The 15308-nt window shown below is 67.5% G+C and carries 14 protein-coding genes; 4 read left to right on the top strand and 10 right to left on the bottom strand.

Annotated elements, in window-relative coordinates; translation table 11 throughout:
- Positions 1 to 2: 2 nt before the first annotated feature.
- The 7 genes from VLK31_RS15010 to purT all read right to left on the bottom strand — a co-directional run bounded on the left by VLK31_RS15010 (position 3) and on the right by purT (position 7638).
- Entirely contained in the window at positions 3 to 776 is a 774-nt protein-coding gene (locus VLK31_RS15010) for an ABC transporter ATP-binding protein (protein WP_409169195.1), read from the bottom strand.
- A 478-nt stretch (positions 777 to 1254) separates the two neighbouring features.
- The gene (locus VLK31_RS15005; RefSeq protein ID WP_409169194.1) at positions 1255 to 2073 is read right to left on the bottom strand and encodes an ABC transporter ATP-binding protein; all 819 of its coding nucleotides are present in this window, start codon (positions 2071 to 2073) and stop codon (positions 1255 to 1257) included.
- A complete protein-coding gene (locus tag VLK31_RS15000) occupies positions 2070 to 3146 on the bottom strand; it encodes a branched-chain amino acid ABC transporter permease (protein ID WP_409169193.1) in 1077 nt (358 codons plus the stop codon). The genes VLK31_RS15005 and VLK31_RS15000 overlap by 4 nt, the downstream gene beginning before the upstream one ends.
- A gap of 94 nt (positions 3147 to 3240) precedes the next feature.
- On the bottom strand, positions 3241 to 4116 hold the full coding sequence (locus VLK31_RS14995) for a branched-chain amino acid ABC transporter permease (protein WP_409169192.1): 876 nt from the start codon (positions 4114 to 4116) through the stop codon (positions 3241 to 3243).
- Between the two features lie 18 nt (positions 4117 to 4134).
- Complete coding sequence (locus VLK31_RS14990; RefSeq protein WP_409169191.1) at positions 4135 to 4977, bottom strand: helix-turn-helix domain-containing protein; 843 nt, start codon at positions 4975 to 4977, stop codon at positions 4135 to 4137.
- Positions 4978 to 5088: 111 nt separating this feature from the next.
- Positions 5089 to 6030: an alpha/beta hydrolase gene (locus tag VLK31_RS14985; protein WP_409169190.1), complete on the bottom strand. Its 942-nt coding sequence runs from the start codon at positions 6028 to 6030 to the stop codon at positions 5089 to 5091.
- A 405-nt stretch (positions 6031 to 6435) separates the two neighbouring features.
- Positions 6436 to 7638 (bottom strand): formate-dependent phosphoribosylglycinamide formyltransferase, encoded by a 1203-nt coding sequence (purT, locus tag VLK31_RS14980; RefSeq protein WP_409169189.1) that lies wholly within the window; start codon positions 7636 to 7638, stop codon positions 6436 to 6438.
- Between the two features lie 194 nt (positions 7639 to 7832).
- On the opposite strand from purT, the gene VLK31_RS14975 reads away from it, so the two are divergent.
- From VLK31_RS14975 to VLK31_RS14965, 3 genes are read left to right on the top strand one after another with little or no spacing between them, the layout of a single operon-like run.
- Positions 7833 to 8681: a 3-hydroxybutyryl-CoA dehydrogenase gene (locus tag VLK31_RS14975; protein ID WP_409169188.1), complete on the top strand. Its 849-nt coding sequence runs from the start codon at positions 7833 to 7835 to the stop codon at positions 8679 to 8681.
- A gap of 38 nt (positions 8682 to 8719) precedes the next feature.
- Positions 8720 to 9535 carry a crotonase/enoyl-CoA hydratase family protein gene (locus VLK31_RS14970; RefSeq protein WP_409169187.1) on the top strand — a complete coding sequence of 272 codons (816 nt, stop codon included), beginning with the start codon at positions 8720 to 8722 and terminating at the stop codon, positions 9533 to 9535.
- A 24-nt stretch (positions 9536 to 9559) separates the two neighbouring features.
- Complete coding sequence (locus VLK31_RS14965) at positions 9560 to 10897, top strand: serine hydrolase domain-containing protein (RefSeq protein WP_409169186.1); 1338 nt, start codon at positions 9560 to 9562, stop codon at positions 10895 to 10897.
- Between the two features lie 13 nt (positions 10898 to 10910).
- On the opposite strand, the gene VLK31_RS14960 is transcribed toward VLK31_RS14965, so the two are convergent.
- Complete coding sequence (locus VLK31_RS14960) at positions 10911 to 11696, bottom strand: type III pantothenate kinase (protein WP_409169185.1); 786 nt, start codon at positions 11694 to 11696, stop codon at positions 10911 to 10913.
- 140 nt (positions 11697 to 11836) lie between these two features.
- On the opposite strand from VLK31_RS14960, the gene lysM reads away from it, so the two are divergent.
- Positions 11837 to 12310 (top strand): peptidoglycan-binding protein LysM, encoded by a 474-nt coding sequence (gene lysM / locus VLK31_RS14955; protein WP_409169184.1) that lies wholly within the window; start codon positions 11837 to 11839, stop codon positions 12308 to 12310.
- 337 nt (positions 12311 to 12647) lie between these two features.
- Here the strand turns inward: lysM and VLK31_RS14950 are convergent, their stop codons facing one another.
- Both VLK31_RS14950 and VLK31_RS14945 read right to left on the bottom strand, forming a co-directional pair.
- The gene (locus VLK31_RS14950) at positions 12648 to 13058 is read right to left on the bottom strand and encodes a rhodanese-like domain-containing protein (protein WP_409169183.1); all 411 of its coding nucleotides are present in this window, start codon (positions 13056 to 13058) and stop codon (positions 12648 to 12650) included.
- Positions 13059 to 13181: 123 nt separating this feature from the next.
- Entirely contained in the window at positions 13182 to 15239 is a 2058-nt protein-coding gene (locus VLK31_RS14945; protein WP_409169182.1) for a PEP/pyruvate-binding domain-containing protein, read from the bottom strand.
- Positions 15240 to 15308 lie beyond the last annotated feature (69 nt).

Raw genomic sequence — 15308 nt, 5'->3', positions numbered from 1 at the left:
GGTTATCTCCAGGTCTTTTTCTTTTTCCAGCGCCGCTCGCCGCGCACGCCGTCGTCCTTCACGCCCAGGTAGAACTCCTTGATGTCGTCCTTCTCCCGCAGGCGTTCGCAGGTGTCTTCCATCACGATGCGGCCGTTCTCCAGCACATAGCCGTGGTCGGCCGCGTTCAGCGCCATGTTGGCGTTCTGCTCGACCAGCAGGATGGTGGTGCCGCGCTCGCGGTTGATGCGCACCACGATCTCGAAGATTTCCTTCGTCAGCTTGGGGCTGAGCCCCAGGCTGGGTTCGTCCAGAAGAATGAGATGCGGCGCGGCCATGATGGCGCGAGAGATGGCCAGCATCTGCTGCTGCCCGCCCGACAGCAGCCCCGCGTCCTGCGTGGCGCGCTCCCTGAGGATGGGAAAGTAGGTGTAGACGGTCTCCATGTCCTTCGCGACGCCATCGCGGTCCTTGCGGGTGTAGGCGCCCATCAGCAGGTTGTCTTTCACCGACAGCAGCGGGAACACCTCGCGGCCTTCGGGCACGTGGCTCAGGCCTTGCTGAACGATGTAGGCCGGGTCCTTGGCGGTGATGTCCTTGCCTTCGAACTCGATGCTGCCTTTGCGCGGATCGATGATCCCGGAGACGGTCTTCAGGATGGTCGTCTTGCCTGCGCCGTTGGAGCCCAGCACCGTGGCGATCTCGCCTTGCTTGACCTTCAGGCTCACGCCACGGATGGCCTTGATGGGGCCGTAGGCGCTTTCCACGTTGAGCAGTTGCAGGACGACGTCGGTCATGACGTTGTCTTCCGTGTTTCCCGAATGCATGCAGAGGGCGGGGAGCGGCGTTGGGGGCCCTGTCTGTGGCGGGCCGACGTCACCGGCCCTTCGGGCTCCCCTGCGCTGCTCACGACGAGCGGGGTCTCGCCGAACTCGCTGCGCTCAAACAGCGGCGAGCCCTGATCCGCCCGTCGCTGCGCTGCTCGGCGGTGCCTCAACGGCCCGCCGCAGACAGGGACCCCAACGCCGTGGACACGCTCAGGGCGATCACTCCACTGCGAAGCCCGGTGTGTGGTGCGGGGTGGGCGCCCCCTCTGTGCCGCCGAGGAGCGCAGCGTTTCGCGGACAAGGGCTCGCAGCTGTTTGAGCGCAGCGAGTTCTGCGAGACCCCGCGAAACGCGAGCACCGCAGGGGAGCCGCGCAGCGGCCGGCACAGTGGGGGCGACCGCGCCGCACCGCACACCGGGCGCCTTCAAAGAGGCAGCGAACGAAGCACTCATGCCGCCACCCTCCTCAAGCTGCTCACGTCGTCCACGGTCCCCAGATAGGCCTCGACAACACGTGCATCCGCCTGCACCTCGCGCGGGGTTCCGGTCGCCAGCACCTCGCCCATGTTCATCGCCAGCACGCGGTCGGACACCTTCGACACCAGCGACATGTCGTGCTCGACCATCAGCACCGACACGCCCAGCTCGTGCTGGATGTCCTGGATCCAGAACGCCATGTCGGCCGTTTCTTCGACATTGAGCCCCGACGATGGCTCGTCGAGCAGCAGCAGCTTGGGTTCGGTGCACAGCGCGCGCGCCAGCTCGACCACCTTGCGAACGCCGTAGGGCAACCCCGCCACCATCGAGTCGCGGTGATGCTGCAGGTCGAGCAGTTCGATCACCTGCTCCGCCTTCTCGCGCGCCGCCATCTCCGCGCGCCGCGTGGCCTGCGTGAAGAACACCTCGCTCCAGAACCCCGTCTGCCGGTGCGTGTGCCGCCCGATCAACAGGTTGTGCAGCACCGTCGCATGCTCGAACAGCTCGATGTTCTGGAAGGTGCGCGCAATGCCCAGGGCCGCAATGGCATGCGGCGCCTGCTGCGTCAGCGCGATCGGCCCGCCCTCTTCGCCGTGCCAGGTGATGTCGCCGGTGGTCGGCGTGTAGATGCGGCTGATCAGGTTGAACACCGTCGTCTTGCCCGCGCCGTTGGGCCCGATCAGCGTGAACACCTCGCCACGCCGCACGTCGAAGCTCACCTTGTTGACCGCGAGCACGCCGCCGAAGCGCACGCTCAGTTCCCTGGCCGAAAGCAGGATGTCGTTGCTCATCGCAGCCGGTCCGACTTGGTGAACGATTTCTGCCGCTTGAACAACCCCTTGCGGTAGAACGGAAAGAGCTGCAGCCAAGTGCGCACCTTGAGCCAGCGGCCGTACAGCCCCAGTGGCTCGAACAGCACGAACGCGATCAGCACCAGCCCATACACCAGCCCCTGCAGCCCCGGCGCCTGGCCGATGGCCTCGGGCAACCAGTCCTTGCCGATGGAAATGAGCTGCGGCATCGCAATCAGAAAGATCGCGCCCAGGAACGCGCCGTGCACCGAGCCGAGCCCGCCGATCACCACCATCAGCAGCAGGTCGATCGACTGCAGGATGCTGAACTGGTCCGGCGAAATAAAGCTCAGCTTGTGCGCGTACAACGCACCACCGAGCCCCGCGAGCGCGGCCGAGATGGCGAACGACAGCGTCTTGTAGCGCGCCAGGTGAATGCCCATGCTCTGCGCCGAAATCTCCGAATCGCGGATGGCGACAAAGGCGCGCCCGGTCGGCGAACGCAGCAGGTTCAGGATGCCCAGCGTGCTGAGCACCGCCACCACCAGGCACAGAAAGTAGAAGCCGTCGCCCGAACCCAGCGACCAGCCGAAGAGCTGCGGCGCCTTCACATGCAGGCCCGCGTTGCCGCCCGTCACGCTCTCCCACCGCGCAAACACCTCTTCCACGATGAAGCCGAACGACAGCGTCGCAATGCCCAGGTAGATGCCCTTCACGCGCAGCGCCGGCAAGGCCACCACCACGCCCACCGCCGCCGACAGCGCGGCCGCGCCGACCAGCGCCAACGGAAACGGCACGCCCAGGTTCGTCAGCACGCCTTGCGTGTAGGCCCCCGTGCCCAGGAACGCCGCATGGCCGATGGAGAACTGCCCCGTGAACCCCGCCAGCAGCATCAGCCCCAGGCCGACGATGCCGTAGATCAGCACGAAGGTCAGCTGCGCGAGCCAGTACTCCTCGATGATCCACGGCGCCAGCACCAGGAACGCCAGCAGCAGGCCGTACCAGAACACATGCCCGCCGTGCCGCGCGAGGCGAATGTCCTGGTCGTAGCTGGTCTTGAAGATGAAGCGCATGGTCAGGTCCGCCGCCGGGCCGCCCCAAGGCGGACCTGCACCCCCCCGGGGGGCAGCGAGTACACGAAGTGACGAGTGTGGGGGCGCATTTCTTCTAGACCTTCTTGCGCAGTTTTTCGCCGAACAATCCGTTCGGCTTGATCATGAGCATCAGCAGCACCACGATGTACGGTGCCGTGTCCTTGAAACCGTCGGGCAGGTAGAAGCCCGCGAACGACTCCACGATGCCGATCACCAGCCCGCCGACGATCGCGCCCGGCAGGCTGCCGAAGCCTCCCACCACCGCCGCCGGAAAGGCCTTGAGCCCGATGAAGCCCATGTTCGCGTGCACGAAGGTGATGGGCGCCAGCAGCATGCCCGCAATGGCCGCCACCGCCGCCGCCAGGCCCCACACCAGGCCGTTGAGCCGCTTCACCGGAATGCCCATGTAGTAGGCCGCCAGCTGGTTCTGCGACGAGGCCTGCATGGCAATGCCCAGCTTGCTGTAGCGGAACATCGCGAACAGCAGGCCGCACAAAACAGCCGTGGCGATGATGATGGCCAGCTGCTCCAGGTTGACCACCAGCTCGCCCAGTTTCCAGATCTGGTCCTTGTAGGGCACGGCCAGCGTATGCGTCTCGGTGCCGATGCCCGGCACCATGGTGATGAGGCCGCGCGCCACGTAGGCGATGCCGATGGTCAGCATCACGATGGAGAACTGCGGCTGCCCCAGGATCGGGCGAATCACCACCAGCTCCAGCAGCACGCCAAAGGCCGCCATGGCCACCACCGCCAGCACGGCCGCCAGCCAGAACGGCAGGCCGAACATCGACATGCCCGCGAACGCACCGAAGGCGCCCAGCATCATCAGGTCGCCCTGCGCAAAGCTCACCGTTTCGGTGGCCTTGTAGATCAGCACGAAGCCCAGCGCAATCAGCCCGTAGATGCACCCTTGTGCAATGCCCGACAGCAGGAGTTGAAGGATCTGCATGGGTCCTTCTTCGCGTGCTCAGTGCCGCAGGCCGCCGGCCGCGTCGTGCAGCGCGAGGCGGCGCGAGCCGGCCAGGATGTCGCTGGGCTTGAGGCCGTACACCTGGCGGATCGAATGGCTGAAGTGCGTGGAGTCGGGGTAGCCGGTGTCCAGCGCAATGTCGGTCAGCGTGCTGGCCTGGCGCACATAGCGCAGCAGGCTGCGCGCGCGCTTCCAGGCGCGGAACGCACGAAACGCCATGCCCGTCTCCTGCTTGAACAGATGCAGGAAGCGCGAGAACGACAGGTGCACCGAGGCCGCGCAGTCTTCGGCCGACATGGGCGCGGCCGGGTCGTCGTTGATGGCGTCGGCCACCTTGCGGATGCGCGGATCGAGCGCGCGCGGCGCGAGGCTTTGGCCGAAGAACAGGGCGTCGAAGTCGAAGCCCTCGAAGTCCGTGCCGCGGCCCGAGGCCGCCAGCAGGTGCGCATGCGCGTCGCGCACGCGCTGCACGAAAGCCGGCGCCTCCACCGGGCCGCAGTGCTGCAGAAAGGCCGGCATGCGCGCCGGGTCGACCGACTCCGACTCGATGAGCAGGCTGAAGATGAGCGGGTGCGCGCTCTCCACCTGGTGCGGCACGTGCGGCGGCACCACGATGAGCTCACCGCTCTGCCAGGCTCCGCCACCGATGCGAATGCGGTTGGGCGGCGCACCGGCGGGCGACACGCACACGCCGTGGCCACCCATCGTGCGCTCGGCGGCCGCACCGAGCAGGCCGGCGTAGAACACGCGGTGCGGCGTGAGCCACATGAGGCGCTCGCCCTGCCGTTCGGCACCGCTCAACCGCATGGGCGGTGGCGGCGTCGTCCTCGTTCGCTGCATGGTGTTTGTCTCCTGCAATCGGTGGACGGCCACTCTGCGGTGGCGTCTGGGTTGGCTGGATCGTAGCGGCGCGGGCCGCGCGCGCGGCATCGATTTGCGCGGGGACTTTCCCTAGGCCGACGCGAACGCGCGGCGCAGTTCGCAGGCACACAGCGCCACGGCCGTGTTGGCCTCGTCGAGCACCTTGCCCATGGTGATGAAGCCATGGATCTCGCGCTCGAAGCACACGTAAGTTGCGCTGTTGCCGGCGGCGGTGAGCGCCTGCGCATACGCCGCGCCTTCGTCGCGCAGCGGGTCGAAGCCGGCCGTGATCACCAGTGCCGGCGGCAGGCCCGCGAGGTTGGTGTGCAGCAGCGGCGACGCGCGCCAGTCGAGGTCGTGCGCGGGGTCGGTGATGTAGTGGTCGTGAAAGTACGCCATCGTGTCGCTGGTCAGCAGGTAGCCCTGCCCGTTGGCCTGGTGCGAGGGATGGCCGCGACGCATGTCGGTGGCGGGGTAGATCAGCAACTGGTACGCGATGGGCAGGTCGCCGGCATCGCGCGCGGCGATGGCGACCACGGCCGCTAGGTTCCCGCCCGCGCTGTCGCCGCCTACCGCGAGGCGGCTCGCGTCGAGCCCCAGCGTGGCGGCTTCGCGGCGTACCCAGCGGGTGGCGGCGAGCACGTCGTCCACCGCGGCGGGAAAGCGGTGCTCGGGCCCCATGCGGTAGTCGACCGCGACCACTGCGCAGCCGGCGCCGTTGGCCAGTTCGCGGCACAGCACGTCGTGCGTGTCGAGGTCGCCGATGACCCAGCCGCCCCCGTGGTAGTACACCAGCACGGGCAGCGGGCCGGCGCCCGAACCGAGGGGCCGGTACAACCGAACCGGGATGGGACCGTGCGGACCGTCGGCGGCCAGGTCGCGCACCTCGGCCACTTCGGCGGGTGCGGGTTGTGTGGCGGCGCGGCGCTCGCGGTAGAAGGCGCGTGCGTCGGTGGGCGAGAGGGTGTGGGTGGGCGGAACGCCGCGCGCCTCGATGAAGTCGAGCAAGGCGCGCGCCTGGGGATGCAGCATGGAGTCTCCGGGGGGGTCGAGTGGATGTCCCTCGATCTTCCCGCACCATGCCTGTGACCGGCGAGGGCGGCTTGCGGAAACTGGCTACTGCTGTTTTGTGTGCTGTTCTGGGGCGCGCTGTTCAGGGCGGCGCTCACGCCGACGGGGTACCTTGCTCCGCGAATGTCCCCCGGGCTTCGCCCTCCTCCTTTATTTCGCTGCGCAAGGCACCCCATCGGCGTGAGCGTTGTTCAGAGCCGTCGTTGATCGCGCGATCACTCAGAGCGTGCCCCAGTGCACAGGGCGTCGGGTGCTCCCCGCAGCGAAATAAAGGAGGAGCGAAGCGGGGGACATTCGCGGAGGGGAGTACCCGGCGGCCTGTGCACGCGCCCTGAACAGCAGCGCCCGAACGACAGAGCAAAAAAATCAGCCCTTGCGAGGCTTAACAAGAGAAGCAGATTCCTTGGCCAACGTGCGGGCCGTATCGGTATCGGCCGCGTGCACCAGCGCCACACCCATGCGGCGCTTGGTGAAGCTCTCTGGCTTGCCGAACAGACGGATGTCACTGCCCGGCACCTGCAATGCCTCGGCCACGCCGTCGAAAACGATGCCAGTCGCGTCAACGCCGCCATAGATCACCGCACTCGCACCCGGGCTCTTGAGCGACGTGTCCACCGGCAAACCGAGGATGGCCCGCGCATGCAGCTCGAACTCGTTCTGCCACTGCGTGGCCATCGTGACCATGCCCGTGTCGTGCGGGCGCGGGCTCACTTCGCTGAACCACACCTCGTCACCCTTCACGAACAACTCCACGCCGAACAACCCCTGCCCACCCAGGTCGGCGGTAACCGCCTGCGCGATCTGCTGCGCCTTCTGCAACGCGGCAGGCGCCATCGCGTGAGGCTGCCAGCTTTCCACATAGTCGCCGCTCACCTGCACATGGCCGATGGGTTCGCAGAACTTCGTTTCCACCGCGCCGGCCGCGTCCTTCGCACGCACCGTCAGCAACGTGATCTCGTAGTCGAAGTCGATGAAGCCCTCGACGATCACGCGGCCGTGGCTCACACGGCCGCCGGCCATCGCGTAGTCCCAGGCTTTCTGCACGTCGGCGGGGCCGTCGATCTTGCTCTGGCCCTTGCCGGAACTGCTCATCACCGGCTTCACGATGCAGGGGTAACCGATGCCTTCGTCGATGGCCGCCTGCAACTCGGCCAGCGAGTCGCAGAACTTGTAAGGGCTGGTGGGCACGCCCAGCGTCTCGGCGGCCAGGCGGCGAATGCCCTCGCGGTCCATCGTGAGGCGCGCGGCACGGGCCGTGGGAATGACGCGCACCACGCCGGCGTCTTCCAGCTCCTGCAGCATGCCGGTGGCAATGGCCTCGATCTCGGGCACCACCAGCGTGGGCTTCTCGGCCTCGATCAGCGCCTTCAGTTGCGCGGGGTCGCTCATGGTGATGGTGCGCGCATGGTGCGCCACCTGCTGGCCGGGGGCGTTCTCGTAGCGGTCGACCGCAATGGTCTCCACGCCAAGGCGCTGCAGCGCGATCAGCACCTCCTTGCCGAGTTCACCGGAGCCGAGCAGCATCACGCGGGTGGCGGAGGGGGAAAGGGGGGTGCCGAGGGTGGTCATGGTCGGGGATCGAGTGAATCAGGGAAAGGAAGAAAAAGGCGAGAAAAAAGCAACCGCAGCACTGTAAGCGACCCGCGCGCCAGCGGTGTCACACGCGGCAACGGCGCGGCCCCGGGGCTGATTCACAATCGATGTTTTCGCCGTGGCGCCCGCCGCGTGCACCCCCTTTTTTTGTTTCCTCAAGGAGTTCTCTCATGGCTATTCAGACTGTCGGCATCATCGGCGCCGGAACAATGGGCAACGGCATCGCACAGGCCTGCGCGGTGGCCGGCGTGAAGGTGGTGATGGTCGACATTGCCCAGGCGGCGGTCGACAAGGGCCTGGCCACCGTGTCGGGCAGCCTGGACCGCCTGATCAAGAAAGAAAAGCTCACCACCGAGCAGAAGACCGCCGCGCTGGCGCTCATCACGGGCTCCACCAACTACGAAGACCTGAAGAGCGCGCAGCTGGTCATCGAGGCGGCCACCGAGAACCACGCGCTCAAGCTCAAGATCTTGAAGCAGGTCGACGACATGCTGCCGCCCGATGTGATCGTGGCATCGAACACCTCGTCGATCTCCATCACCCAGCTGGCCGCCGCCACCTCGCGCCCCGACCGCTTCATCGGCATGCACTTCTTCAACCCGGTGCCGATGATGGCGCTGGTGGAGCTGATTCGCGGCTACCTCACCAGCGACGCCACGCACGACACGGTGAAGGAGCTGGCCGTGAAGCTGGGCAAGTCGCCCATCACGGTGAAGAACGCACCGGGCTTTGTGGTCAACCGCATCCTGGTGCCGATGATCAACGAGGCTTTCTTCGTGCTGTCCGAAGGCATTGCCACGGCGGAAGACATCGACGCGGGCATGAAGCTGGGCTGCAACCAGCCCATCGGCCCGCTGGCGCTGGCCGACATGATTGGCCTGGACGTGTGCCTGGCCGTGATGGAGGTGTACCTGGAGCAGTTCGGCGACTCCAAGTACCGCCCCTGCCCGCTGCTGAAGGAAATGGTCGCCGCCGGCCAGCTGGGCCGCAAGACTGGCCGCGGCGTGTACACGTACTGACCCGCGCGATCCGACAAAAACAAAAGGAGACAAACACCATGACCGCCACCGCATCCACACCCCCCACCGAAGGCTGCATCGACACGCAAGTGCTCGACCACGTGCTGCTCATCGGCATCAACCGCCCGGCCAAGCGCAACGGCTGGACCGCGCCCATGTTCAAGCAACTGGCCGAGGCCTACACGCGGCTGGACGACGACCCGAGCCTGCGCGTGGGCGTGCTGCATGCCTTTGGCGATCACTTCACGGCCGGCCTCGACCTGCCCGCGATCACCGAATATATGAAGCGCGGCGAGAAGGCCGTTCCCGCCGGGCTGGTGGAGCCGCACGACTTCGGCCTGCCCGACTACCGCCGCCGCACCAAGCCGATGGTGGTGGCGGTGAAGGGCATCTGCTTCACCGTGGGCATCGAGCTGATGCTGGGCGCGGACATTGTGGTGGCGGCCGACAACTGCCGCTTCTCGCAGATGGAAGTGCAGCGCGGCATCATGGCCACGGGCGGCGCCACGCTGCGCATGGCCGAGCGCGCCGGCCTGGGCAACGCGATGCTGCACCTGCTCACGGCCGACGAGTTCGGCAGTGCCGAGGCCTACCGGCTGAACTTCGTGCAGAAGGTGGTGCCGGCCGGCGAGGAGCTGGACGCGGCGCTGGCCATTGCGCAGCGCATTGCGGCCCAGGCGCCGCTGGCGGTGGTGGCCACGCGGCTCAATGTGCTGAAAGCCATCGAGCACGGTCCGCTGGCGGCCGTGTCGGAGTTCATCGAAACGCAGAAGCGCCTGTCGAACAGCGAGGACGCCGCGGAAGGCGTGCGCTCTTTCGTCGAACGCCGTCCCGCGCGCTTCAGCGGCCGCTGATCAACCGCACCAGCCGTCACCACCATGTCTCTTTTCATTCGCACGGCGCTGGCCGCCGCTTTCACCCTGCTCGCAGTGAACACCACCTCCGCACAGACCCCTGCGCCCGCCGCGCTGCCCGACCCCGCGGCCACCTCCGTGGACGCGCTGGGCTGGATGAAGGGCTTTCCGCCCGCGCCCGACAAGCTCATCACCTTCGACAACCCGGCCGGCGGCGTGTTTCCGCGCACGCGCTGGAGCTTCTCGCATGTGCGCGAGACCGTGCCCACGGCCAACGTGTGGCGTGGCAGCGGCGCGCCCAGCCCGCTGCCCGCGGCCACGTCGCCGGTGCAGATCGAGGCCGTCACTTTCAAGCCCGTTGGAAGTGCCGGCGGCGAGCAGACGCTGAACTTCGCCCAGATGATTTCCGGCACCTACACCGACGGCATCCTCGTGATGCACCGCGGCAAGGTGGTCTATGAAAAGTACTTCGGCGCGCTCACGCCCGAGCGGCCGCACATCGCGATGTCGGTCACCAAGTCTTTCGTGGGCACGCTGGCGGCCATCCTCGCGGACGAAGGCAAGCTAGACCCGGCCGCGCCGGTCACCAAATACATCCCCGAGCTCAAGGACACGGCCTACGGCGACGCCACCGTGCGCCAGGTGATGGACATGACCGTGGGCGTGCACTACTCCGAGAACTACGCCGACCCGAAGGCCGAAATCTGGGACTACGCGCGCGCCGGCGGCATGCTCACCCAAGGCGCCAACTACACCGGCCCGAAGTCGTTCTACGAGTTCCTGGCCACGCTGAAGAAGGAAGGCGAGCACGGCGATGCCTTCGCCTACAAGACGGTCAATGCCGAGGTGCTGGCCTGGGTGCTGCGCCGCGCCAGCGGCCAGTCGCTGGCCGACCTGCTGAGCGAGAAGATCTGGCGGCGCATCGGCGCCGAGCAGGACGCCTACTTCATGGTCGACCGCATCGGCACCGAGTCGGGCGGCGGCGGCCTGAACACCGTGCTGCGCGACCTGGCCCGCTTCGGCGAAACCTTGCGCAACGGCGGGCGCGCGTCCAACGGGCAGCAGGCCATTCCGAAGGCGGTGGTCGACGACATTCAGCGCGGCGGCGATCCGTCCAGGTTCGAGAAGGCCGGCTATGCGCTGCTCAAGGGCTGGTCGTACCGCGACATGTGGTGGGTGTCGCACAACCCGCACGGCGCCTTCATGGCGCGCGGTATCCACGGCCAGAGCATCTATGTGGACCCGAAGGCCGAAATGGTGATCGTGCGCTACGCGGCGCACCCGGTGGCGGCCAACGGCGCCAACGACCCGCTCACGCTGCCCGCGTTCCAGGCGCTGGGCGAGGCACTGATGCGGCCTTAGCCGCAGACCAGCGTCAGCTAGAAGCCCGTTCGCGGGCAATGACGAGCAGCCCGTCCATGATCAGGCTCTCGACCAGCTCGAAGTGCCCGTTCATCACGGGCGCCATCTTCCAGCCCGCGCCGCCGGTCATGTAGCAGGCCGGCTCCGCGCCGCAATGCGAGCGCACGTGCTGCACCATGCGCTCCACCGCGCCGGCAATGGCGTAGGTGCCGCCGCTGGTCAGCGCGTCGCTGGTGTTGGTGGGAAATTCGCGCACCTCGCCGGTCGGCACATGCAGGCCTGCCGTGCCCGACTCCAGCGCGCGCAGCATGATGCCGTGGCCCGGCAAGATCAGCCCGCCCAGAAACTTGCCGCTGGCGTCGATGGCCTCCACGGTCACCGCCGTGCCGATCATCACCACCACCATCGGCAGGGGGGCCTTGTCGGCCTGCGCGGCCAGCATGCGATGCCGCGCGCCGATCATGGCCACGAAGCGGTCGGCGCCCAGGCGCGTGGGGTGGTCGTAGCCGTTGACGATGCCGGCCTCGCCCGCGCTCGGCATCACCCAGCGAGGGGTGCAGTCGAAGCGTTCGTTGATCTGTTCTTCGGCGCGCCGTCGCACCGCGTCGCCGGCCACCACGCAGCCCAGCATGGACGCGGGTGCGGGCAGGTCGGCCCAGGGGCCGTCGGCCAGCCGTTCGATGTGATCAAGAAATTCGGCGCCCTGCGCCTGCAACGCGGCGCCAGGCTGGGCCGAGTCGTAGAGCGCCCACTTGATGCGGGTGTTGCCGATGTCGATGGCGAGGAAGGGGGATGGCATGCGCGGGATTATTGCGACTTTGTGACCGGTGTTGCTGGCGAGGCTTCGCGCGGTCGGTCGCATATGCGGCATGGGCCTACGCCGATGCGCCGGGTTACGCCGCACCATTCGCCTCCCTGACACCACACAAGGAGAGAACCATGGGATTGCTCAGTTTCATCAAGGAGGCCGGTGAAAAGCTGTTCGGCGGATCGTCCGCCCACGCCGCCACGCCAGACGCACCCGATGCCGACACGGCTGCGGCCGCTGCCATCAAGACCTACATCGAGACCCAGAACCTCGGCCTCACGGCGCTGGTGGTGACGTACACGGCCAGCAGCGGCGTGGTCACGCTGGCGGGCAATGCGCCGTCGCAGGAGGCGAGCGAGAAAGCCTCTTTGGCCGCGGGTAACGTGGCCAACGTGACCAGTGTCGACAACAACCTGGTGGCCCCGGCCGCGCCGCCTGCGCAGTACCACGACGTGGTGAAGGGCGACACGCTGTCGGCCATCTCCAAGAAGTACTACGGCGACGCGAACAAGTACAACGCGATCTTCGAGGCGAACAAGCCGATGCTGAGCAACCCGGACAAGATCTATCCGGGGCAGAAGCTGCGGATTCCGCCTTTGGGCTGACCTGCTGCTTGATCGCTGAACAGGCCCGCTGAGGAATCGGCGGGCCTGTTCTTTTTTGGGTGACTGGTTGGGGGCTTTTGTTCAGGGTGCGTGCACAGGCCGTCGGGTGCTCCCCTCCGCGAATGTCCCCCGCTTCGCTCCTCCTTTATTTCGCTGCGGGGAGCACCCGACGCCCTGTGCACCTGGGCACGCTGCTGGCGATCGCACGATCAAGCCCGGCTCTGTCCAACGCTCACGCCGATGGGGTGCCTTGCGCAGCGAAATAAAGGAGGAGCGAAGCGGGGGACATTCGCGGAGCAAGGCACCTCGTCGGCGTGAGCGTCGCCCTGAAGTAACCCTAATTCTGTTTCCAAGGCAACCCACGCTTACGCCAACCACCGATCTGCCCCCGGTGTCCGCTCTCATCCGGGTTCCCCTCGAACCCCTCCAGGATGTTGTAAGCCTCCACCCCCAACTCGGCAGCACGCTTGGCCGCGGCAACAGAACGCACCCCACTGCGGCACAGCAGCACCACCTTCTTGCCCCCCGCGGCAGCCGCACGCACACCGTCGTCGAACGCGGGGTTCATCGCCATGCCCGGCCACTGCTTCCAGGCCAGCGGCACGCCACCCGGCACATAGCCGACCCACTCGCGCTCCGCGTCGGTGCGCACGTCGACCAGCACGGCCTCGCCGCTGGCCATCCACTGGGCGGCCTGCTCGGGCGTCACGTCGCCGGCGTAGCCCTTGTTCTCCACGGGTTCGGTCATGTCTTTGCTTTCTTGAAGTGGGTTGTTGCGCGCCAACATGGCGGCCGGCAGGCCAAACCATAACGCCAGGACGATGACCTGGGTTTTACCGGTCAGCCCCGACGCACGCGCCTCATCGCACTTTCATCGCCGCCGCTCCACATACGGCCGCGCCTGCAGCAGCACGATGCGCTCTCCCACCGTGGCCCATTCGATGTCCTGGTCCACGCCGTTGAAGGTGCGCTTCACGGCCGCGCCCACATTCGCAAGGCGCACCACCAGCGCGTCTGTCAGCACGTTGCGCCCCACCTCCACCGGCACTTCCTTCACGCCGCCGCTGTTGTCCAGTTGCAGCGACGTGTCTTCGGCCGAGCGGCTGAGCACCTGCACGGCCTTGGACCAGCTCGAGTACATCACCTGCTCCGCCACGCGCTGCCCCTCGACCACGCGAATGCCGATGCCGCGCTTGGCCGAGATGTAGGTCACATGCGCATGGCCCGCATCGAACGGGTCGCGCGTGATCATCACGCCGGCATTGGTCGAATCGATGGCGGTCTGCACGAACACGCCCATCAGCACCGCATCGGCGCCAAAGCCCGCGGCGTTGCGCGCCTCCCAGGCCTCGGGGTTGAACACCGAGGCCCAGACCTTCTTCACCGCCGCTTCGAGCGTGTCGCCGGTCTTCACGTTGGGCACGGTGGTGTACAGGCCCGCGCCGCTGAAGCCGGGCAGGTCTTCGGAGTTCGACGAGCTGCGCACGAACACGCCGCCACCGCCCAACTGCGATTGCCATGCCGCGCGCCAGGCCGCTGCGGTGGCCGCATCGACGGGCCATTGCACGATGTCTTCGCGCAGTTGCGCCAGCGCCTGCTGCCGAATCTTCGGGTCGCTGGCAAAGCCCGGCTGCTGCTGCATGCGCGCGATGCGCTCCGTCAGGCCGTGGGCGCGCATGAAGCGGTCGTAGTGCGCAAACGGCACGCAGAAGCCGTCGGGCACCGACGTGCCCGCAATGCGCGCGGCCTGCATGGCACCGAGGTTCGCGGCCTTCACGCCGCACTGCGCGCTGTTGCGGGCGCGCAGCGCGGCCAGCGGCAGCAGACGTGTTTCGCGCAGGTCGGGCGCAACGGCGCGCGCGCCGCCGGGCACCGCGCCAGTCGCGGCAACACGGGCGGCGCGCGGCGGCAGTGCCGCAATTTCTTCGGGCGTGATCCGGCGCACCTGGTAGCCCGAGGCCGCCACCTTCAGCGCCACCCACTGCCCCGCGTGTTCCTTCATCACGGTGGCCGCATCGCGCACATAGGCGTTGGGAATGCCCCAGCCCTTGGCCAGCAAGTTGACGTGCGACAGCGCAGTCGACGGCCGCTCGGTCAGCACGCCGGCCACCGGCGCCAGGCCGATGGGCACCTGCCGCAGCACGGCGATGTCGTCGGGCAGCAGCGCATGCAGGCCCGCCTCGTCGTCCACGATGCGCACGCGCCCGGTCGCGGTGCCCAGGTTCATCGGCAGGTAGGGCTGCTCGCGAATCAGCGCCTCCTGGCTCACGAAGTCGATGCCGGTTTCCTGCGCCACGCGCTCGTGCAGGGTCGAGTTGGTCTTGAACTTCACGGGCGCGAAGAAGGTGGCTTTCACCTGCGCGTCGGCCTGGCGCAGCAGCGCGGGGGTGAGCCGGTCGCCCTCCCAGAACTCGTAGGTGAAGCTGCCGATGTTCTGCTGCCAGCTCAGCGTGCCGAACAGAAAGCGCCTGTCGGGCACCAGGTAGTTGCGGTCGACGTCGCGCTTGGCGGTGTTCGGCGCGAGCCGCGTGTCGCGCAGAAAGCGCACATGAAGCTGGTAGCGCGGCGTGTCGATGTAGTACGTGCGCGGCGGCCTGGCCTGGCGGTCGATGGCGAACAGCACATGCGCCAGTTGCATCGGCGTGCCGGCGTCGTACACACGCGCCAGCTGGTCGAAGTCGCCCTGGCTGCGCAGCGTGGGCAGCGACGACGGCACCGCGGGGCGCGGCACCAGTGGGGCGGCCGGGCCTTCGGGCTGCGGCGCGTTCTGTTGCTGGTAGTAGGAGGGCTTGCGCGCGAGCTGCGCAGCGGCAGGGAGTGCCGCCAGCGTGGCGGCCAAGGTGGTGGCAAGCGCCATCCACGGCAGGCTCAGGCCATGGTTCCGGTCGCGGGGTACGCTTGCGGGGCGTGCGTTGTATTGGTTTTTCATGCGAGCTCCTCCTTACAGTCGGTTGCCGATGGCACGTGCGCTTGACCAACAAATGGGCAGCCTGTGACA

It is taken from the genome of Variovorax sp. H27-G14, from assembly GCF_046156345.1.
In the GTDB taxonomy this organism is placed as follows: Bacteria; Pseudomonadota; Gammaproteobacteria; order Burkholderiales; family Burkholderiaceae_C; genus Variovorax.
This window is presented reverse-complemented; position numbering and strand designations above follow the sequence as displayed.

Bases quoted from the DNA above. Each gene is read 5' to 3' on its own strand.
- VLK31_RS14985 (WP_409169190.1), bottom strand. From the start codon at position 6,030: ATGCTGCATCCCCAGGCGCGCGCCTTGCTCGACTTCATCGAGGCGCGC.
- VLK31_RS14995 (WP_409169192.1), bottom strand. From the start codon at position 4,116: ATGCAGATCCTTCAACTCCTGCTGTCGGGCATTGCACAAGGGTGCATC.
- VLK31_RS14950 (WP_409169183.1), bottom strand. From the start codon at position 13,058: ATGACCGAACCCGTGGAGAACAAGGGCTACGCCGGCGACGTGACGCCC.
- VLK31_RS14990 (WP_409169191.1), bottom strand. From the start codon at position 4,977: ATGCAGCGAACGAGGACGACGCCGCCACCGCCCATGCGGTTGAGCGGT.
- VLK31_RS14975 (WP_409169188.1), top strand. From the start codon at position 7,833: ATGGCTATTCAGACTGTCGGCATCATCGGCGCCGGAACAATGGGCAAC.
- VLK31_RS14970 (WP_409169187.1), top strand. From the start codon at position 8,720: ATGACCGCCACCGCATCCACACCCCCCACCGAAGGCTGCATCGACACG.
- purT (WP_409169189.1), bottom strand. From the start codon at position 7,638: ATGACCACCCTCGGCACCCCCCTTTCCCCCTCCGCCACCCGCGTGATG.
- VLK31_RS15000 (WP_409169193.1), bottom strand. From the start codon at position 3,146: ATGCGCTTCATCTTCAAGACCAGCTACGACCAGGACATTCGCCTCGCG.
- VLK31_RS14945 (WP_409169182.1), bottom strand. From the start codon at position 15,239: ATGAAAAACCAATACAACGCACGCCCCGCAAGCGTACCCCGCGACCGG.
- VLK31_RS14965 (WP_409169186.1), top strand. From the start codon at position 9,560: ATGTCTCTTTTCATTCGCACGGCGCTGGCCGCCGCTTTCACCCTGCTC.
- VLK31_RS15010 (WP_409169195.1), bottom strand. From the start codon at position 776: ATGACCGACGTCGTCCTGCAACTGCTCAACGTGGAAAGCGCCTACGGC.
- lysM (WP_409169184.1), top strand. From the start codon at position 11,837: ATGGGATTGCTCAGTTTCATCAAGGAGGCCGGTGAAAAGCTGTTCGGC.
- VLK31_RS14960 (WP_409169185.1), bottom strand. From the start codon at position 11,696: ATGCCATCCCCCTTCCTCGCCATCGACATCGGCAACACCCGCATCAAG.
- VLK31_RS15005 (WP_409169194.1), bottom strand. From the start codon at position 2,073: ATGAGCAACGACATCCTGCTTTCGGCCAGGGAACTGAGCGTGCGCTTC.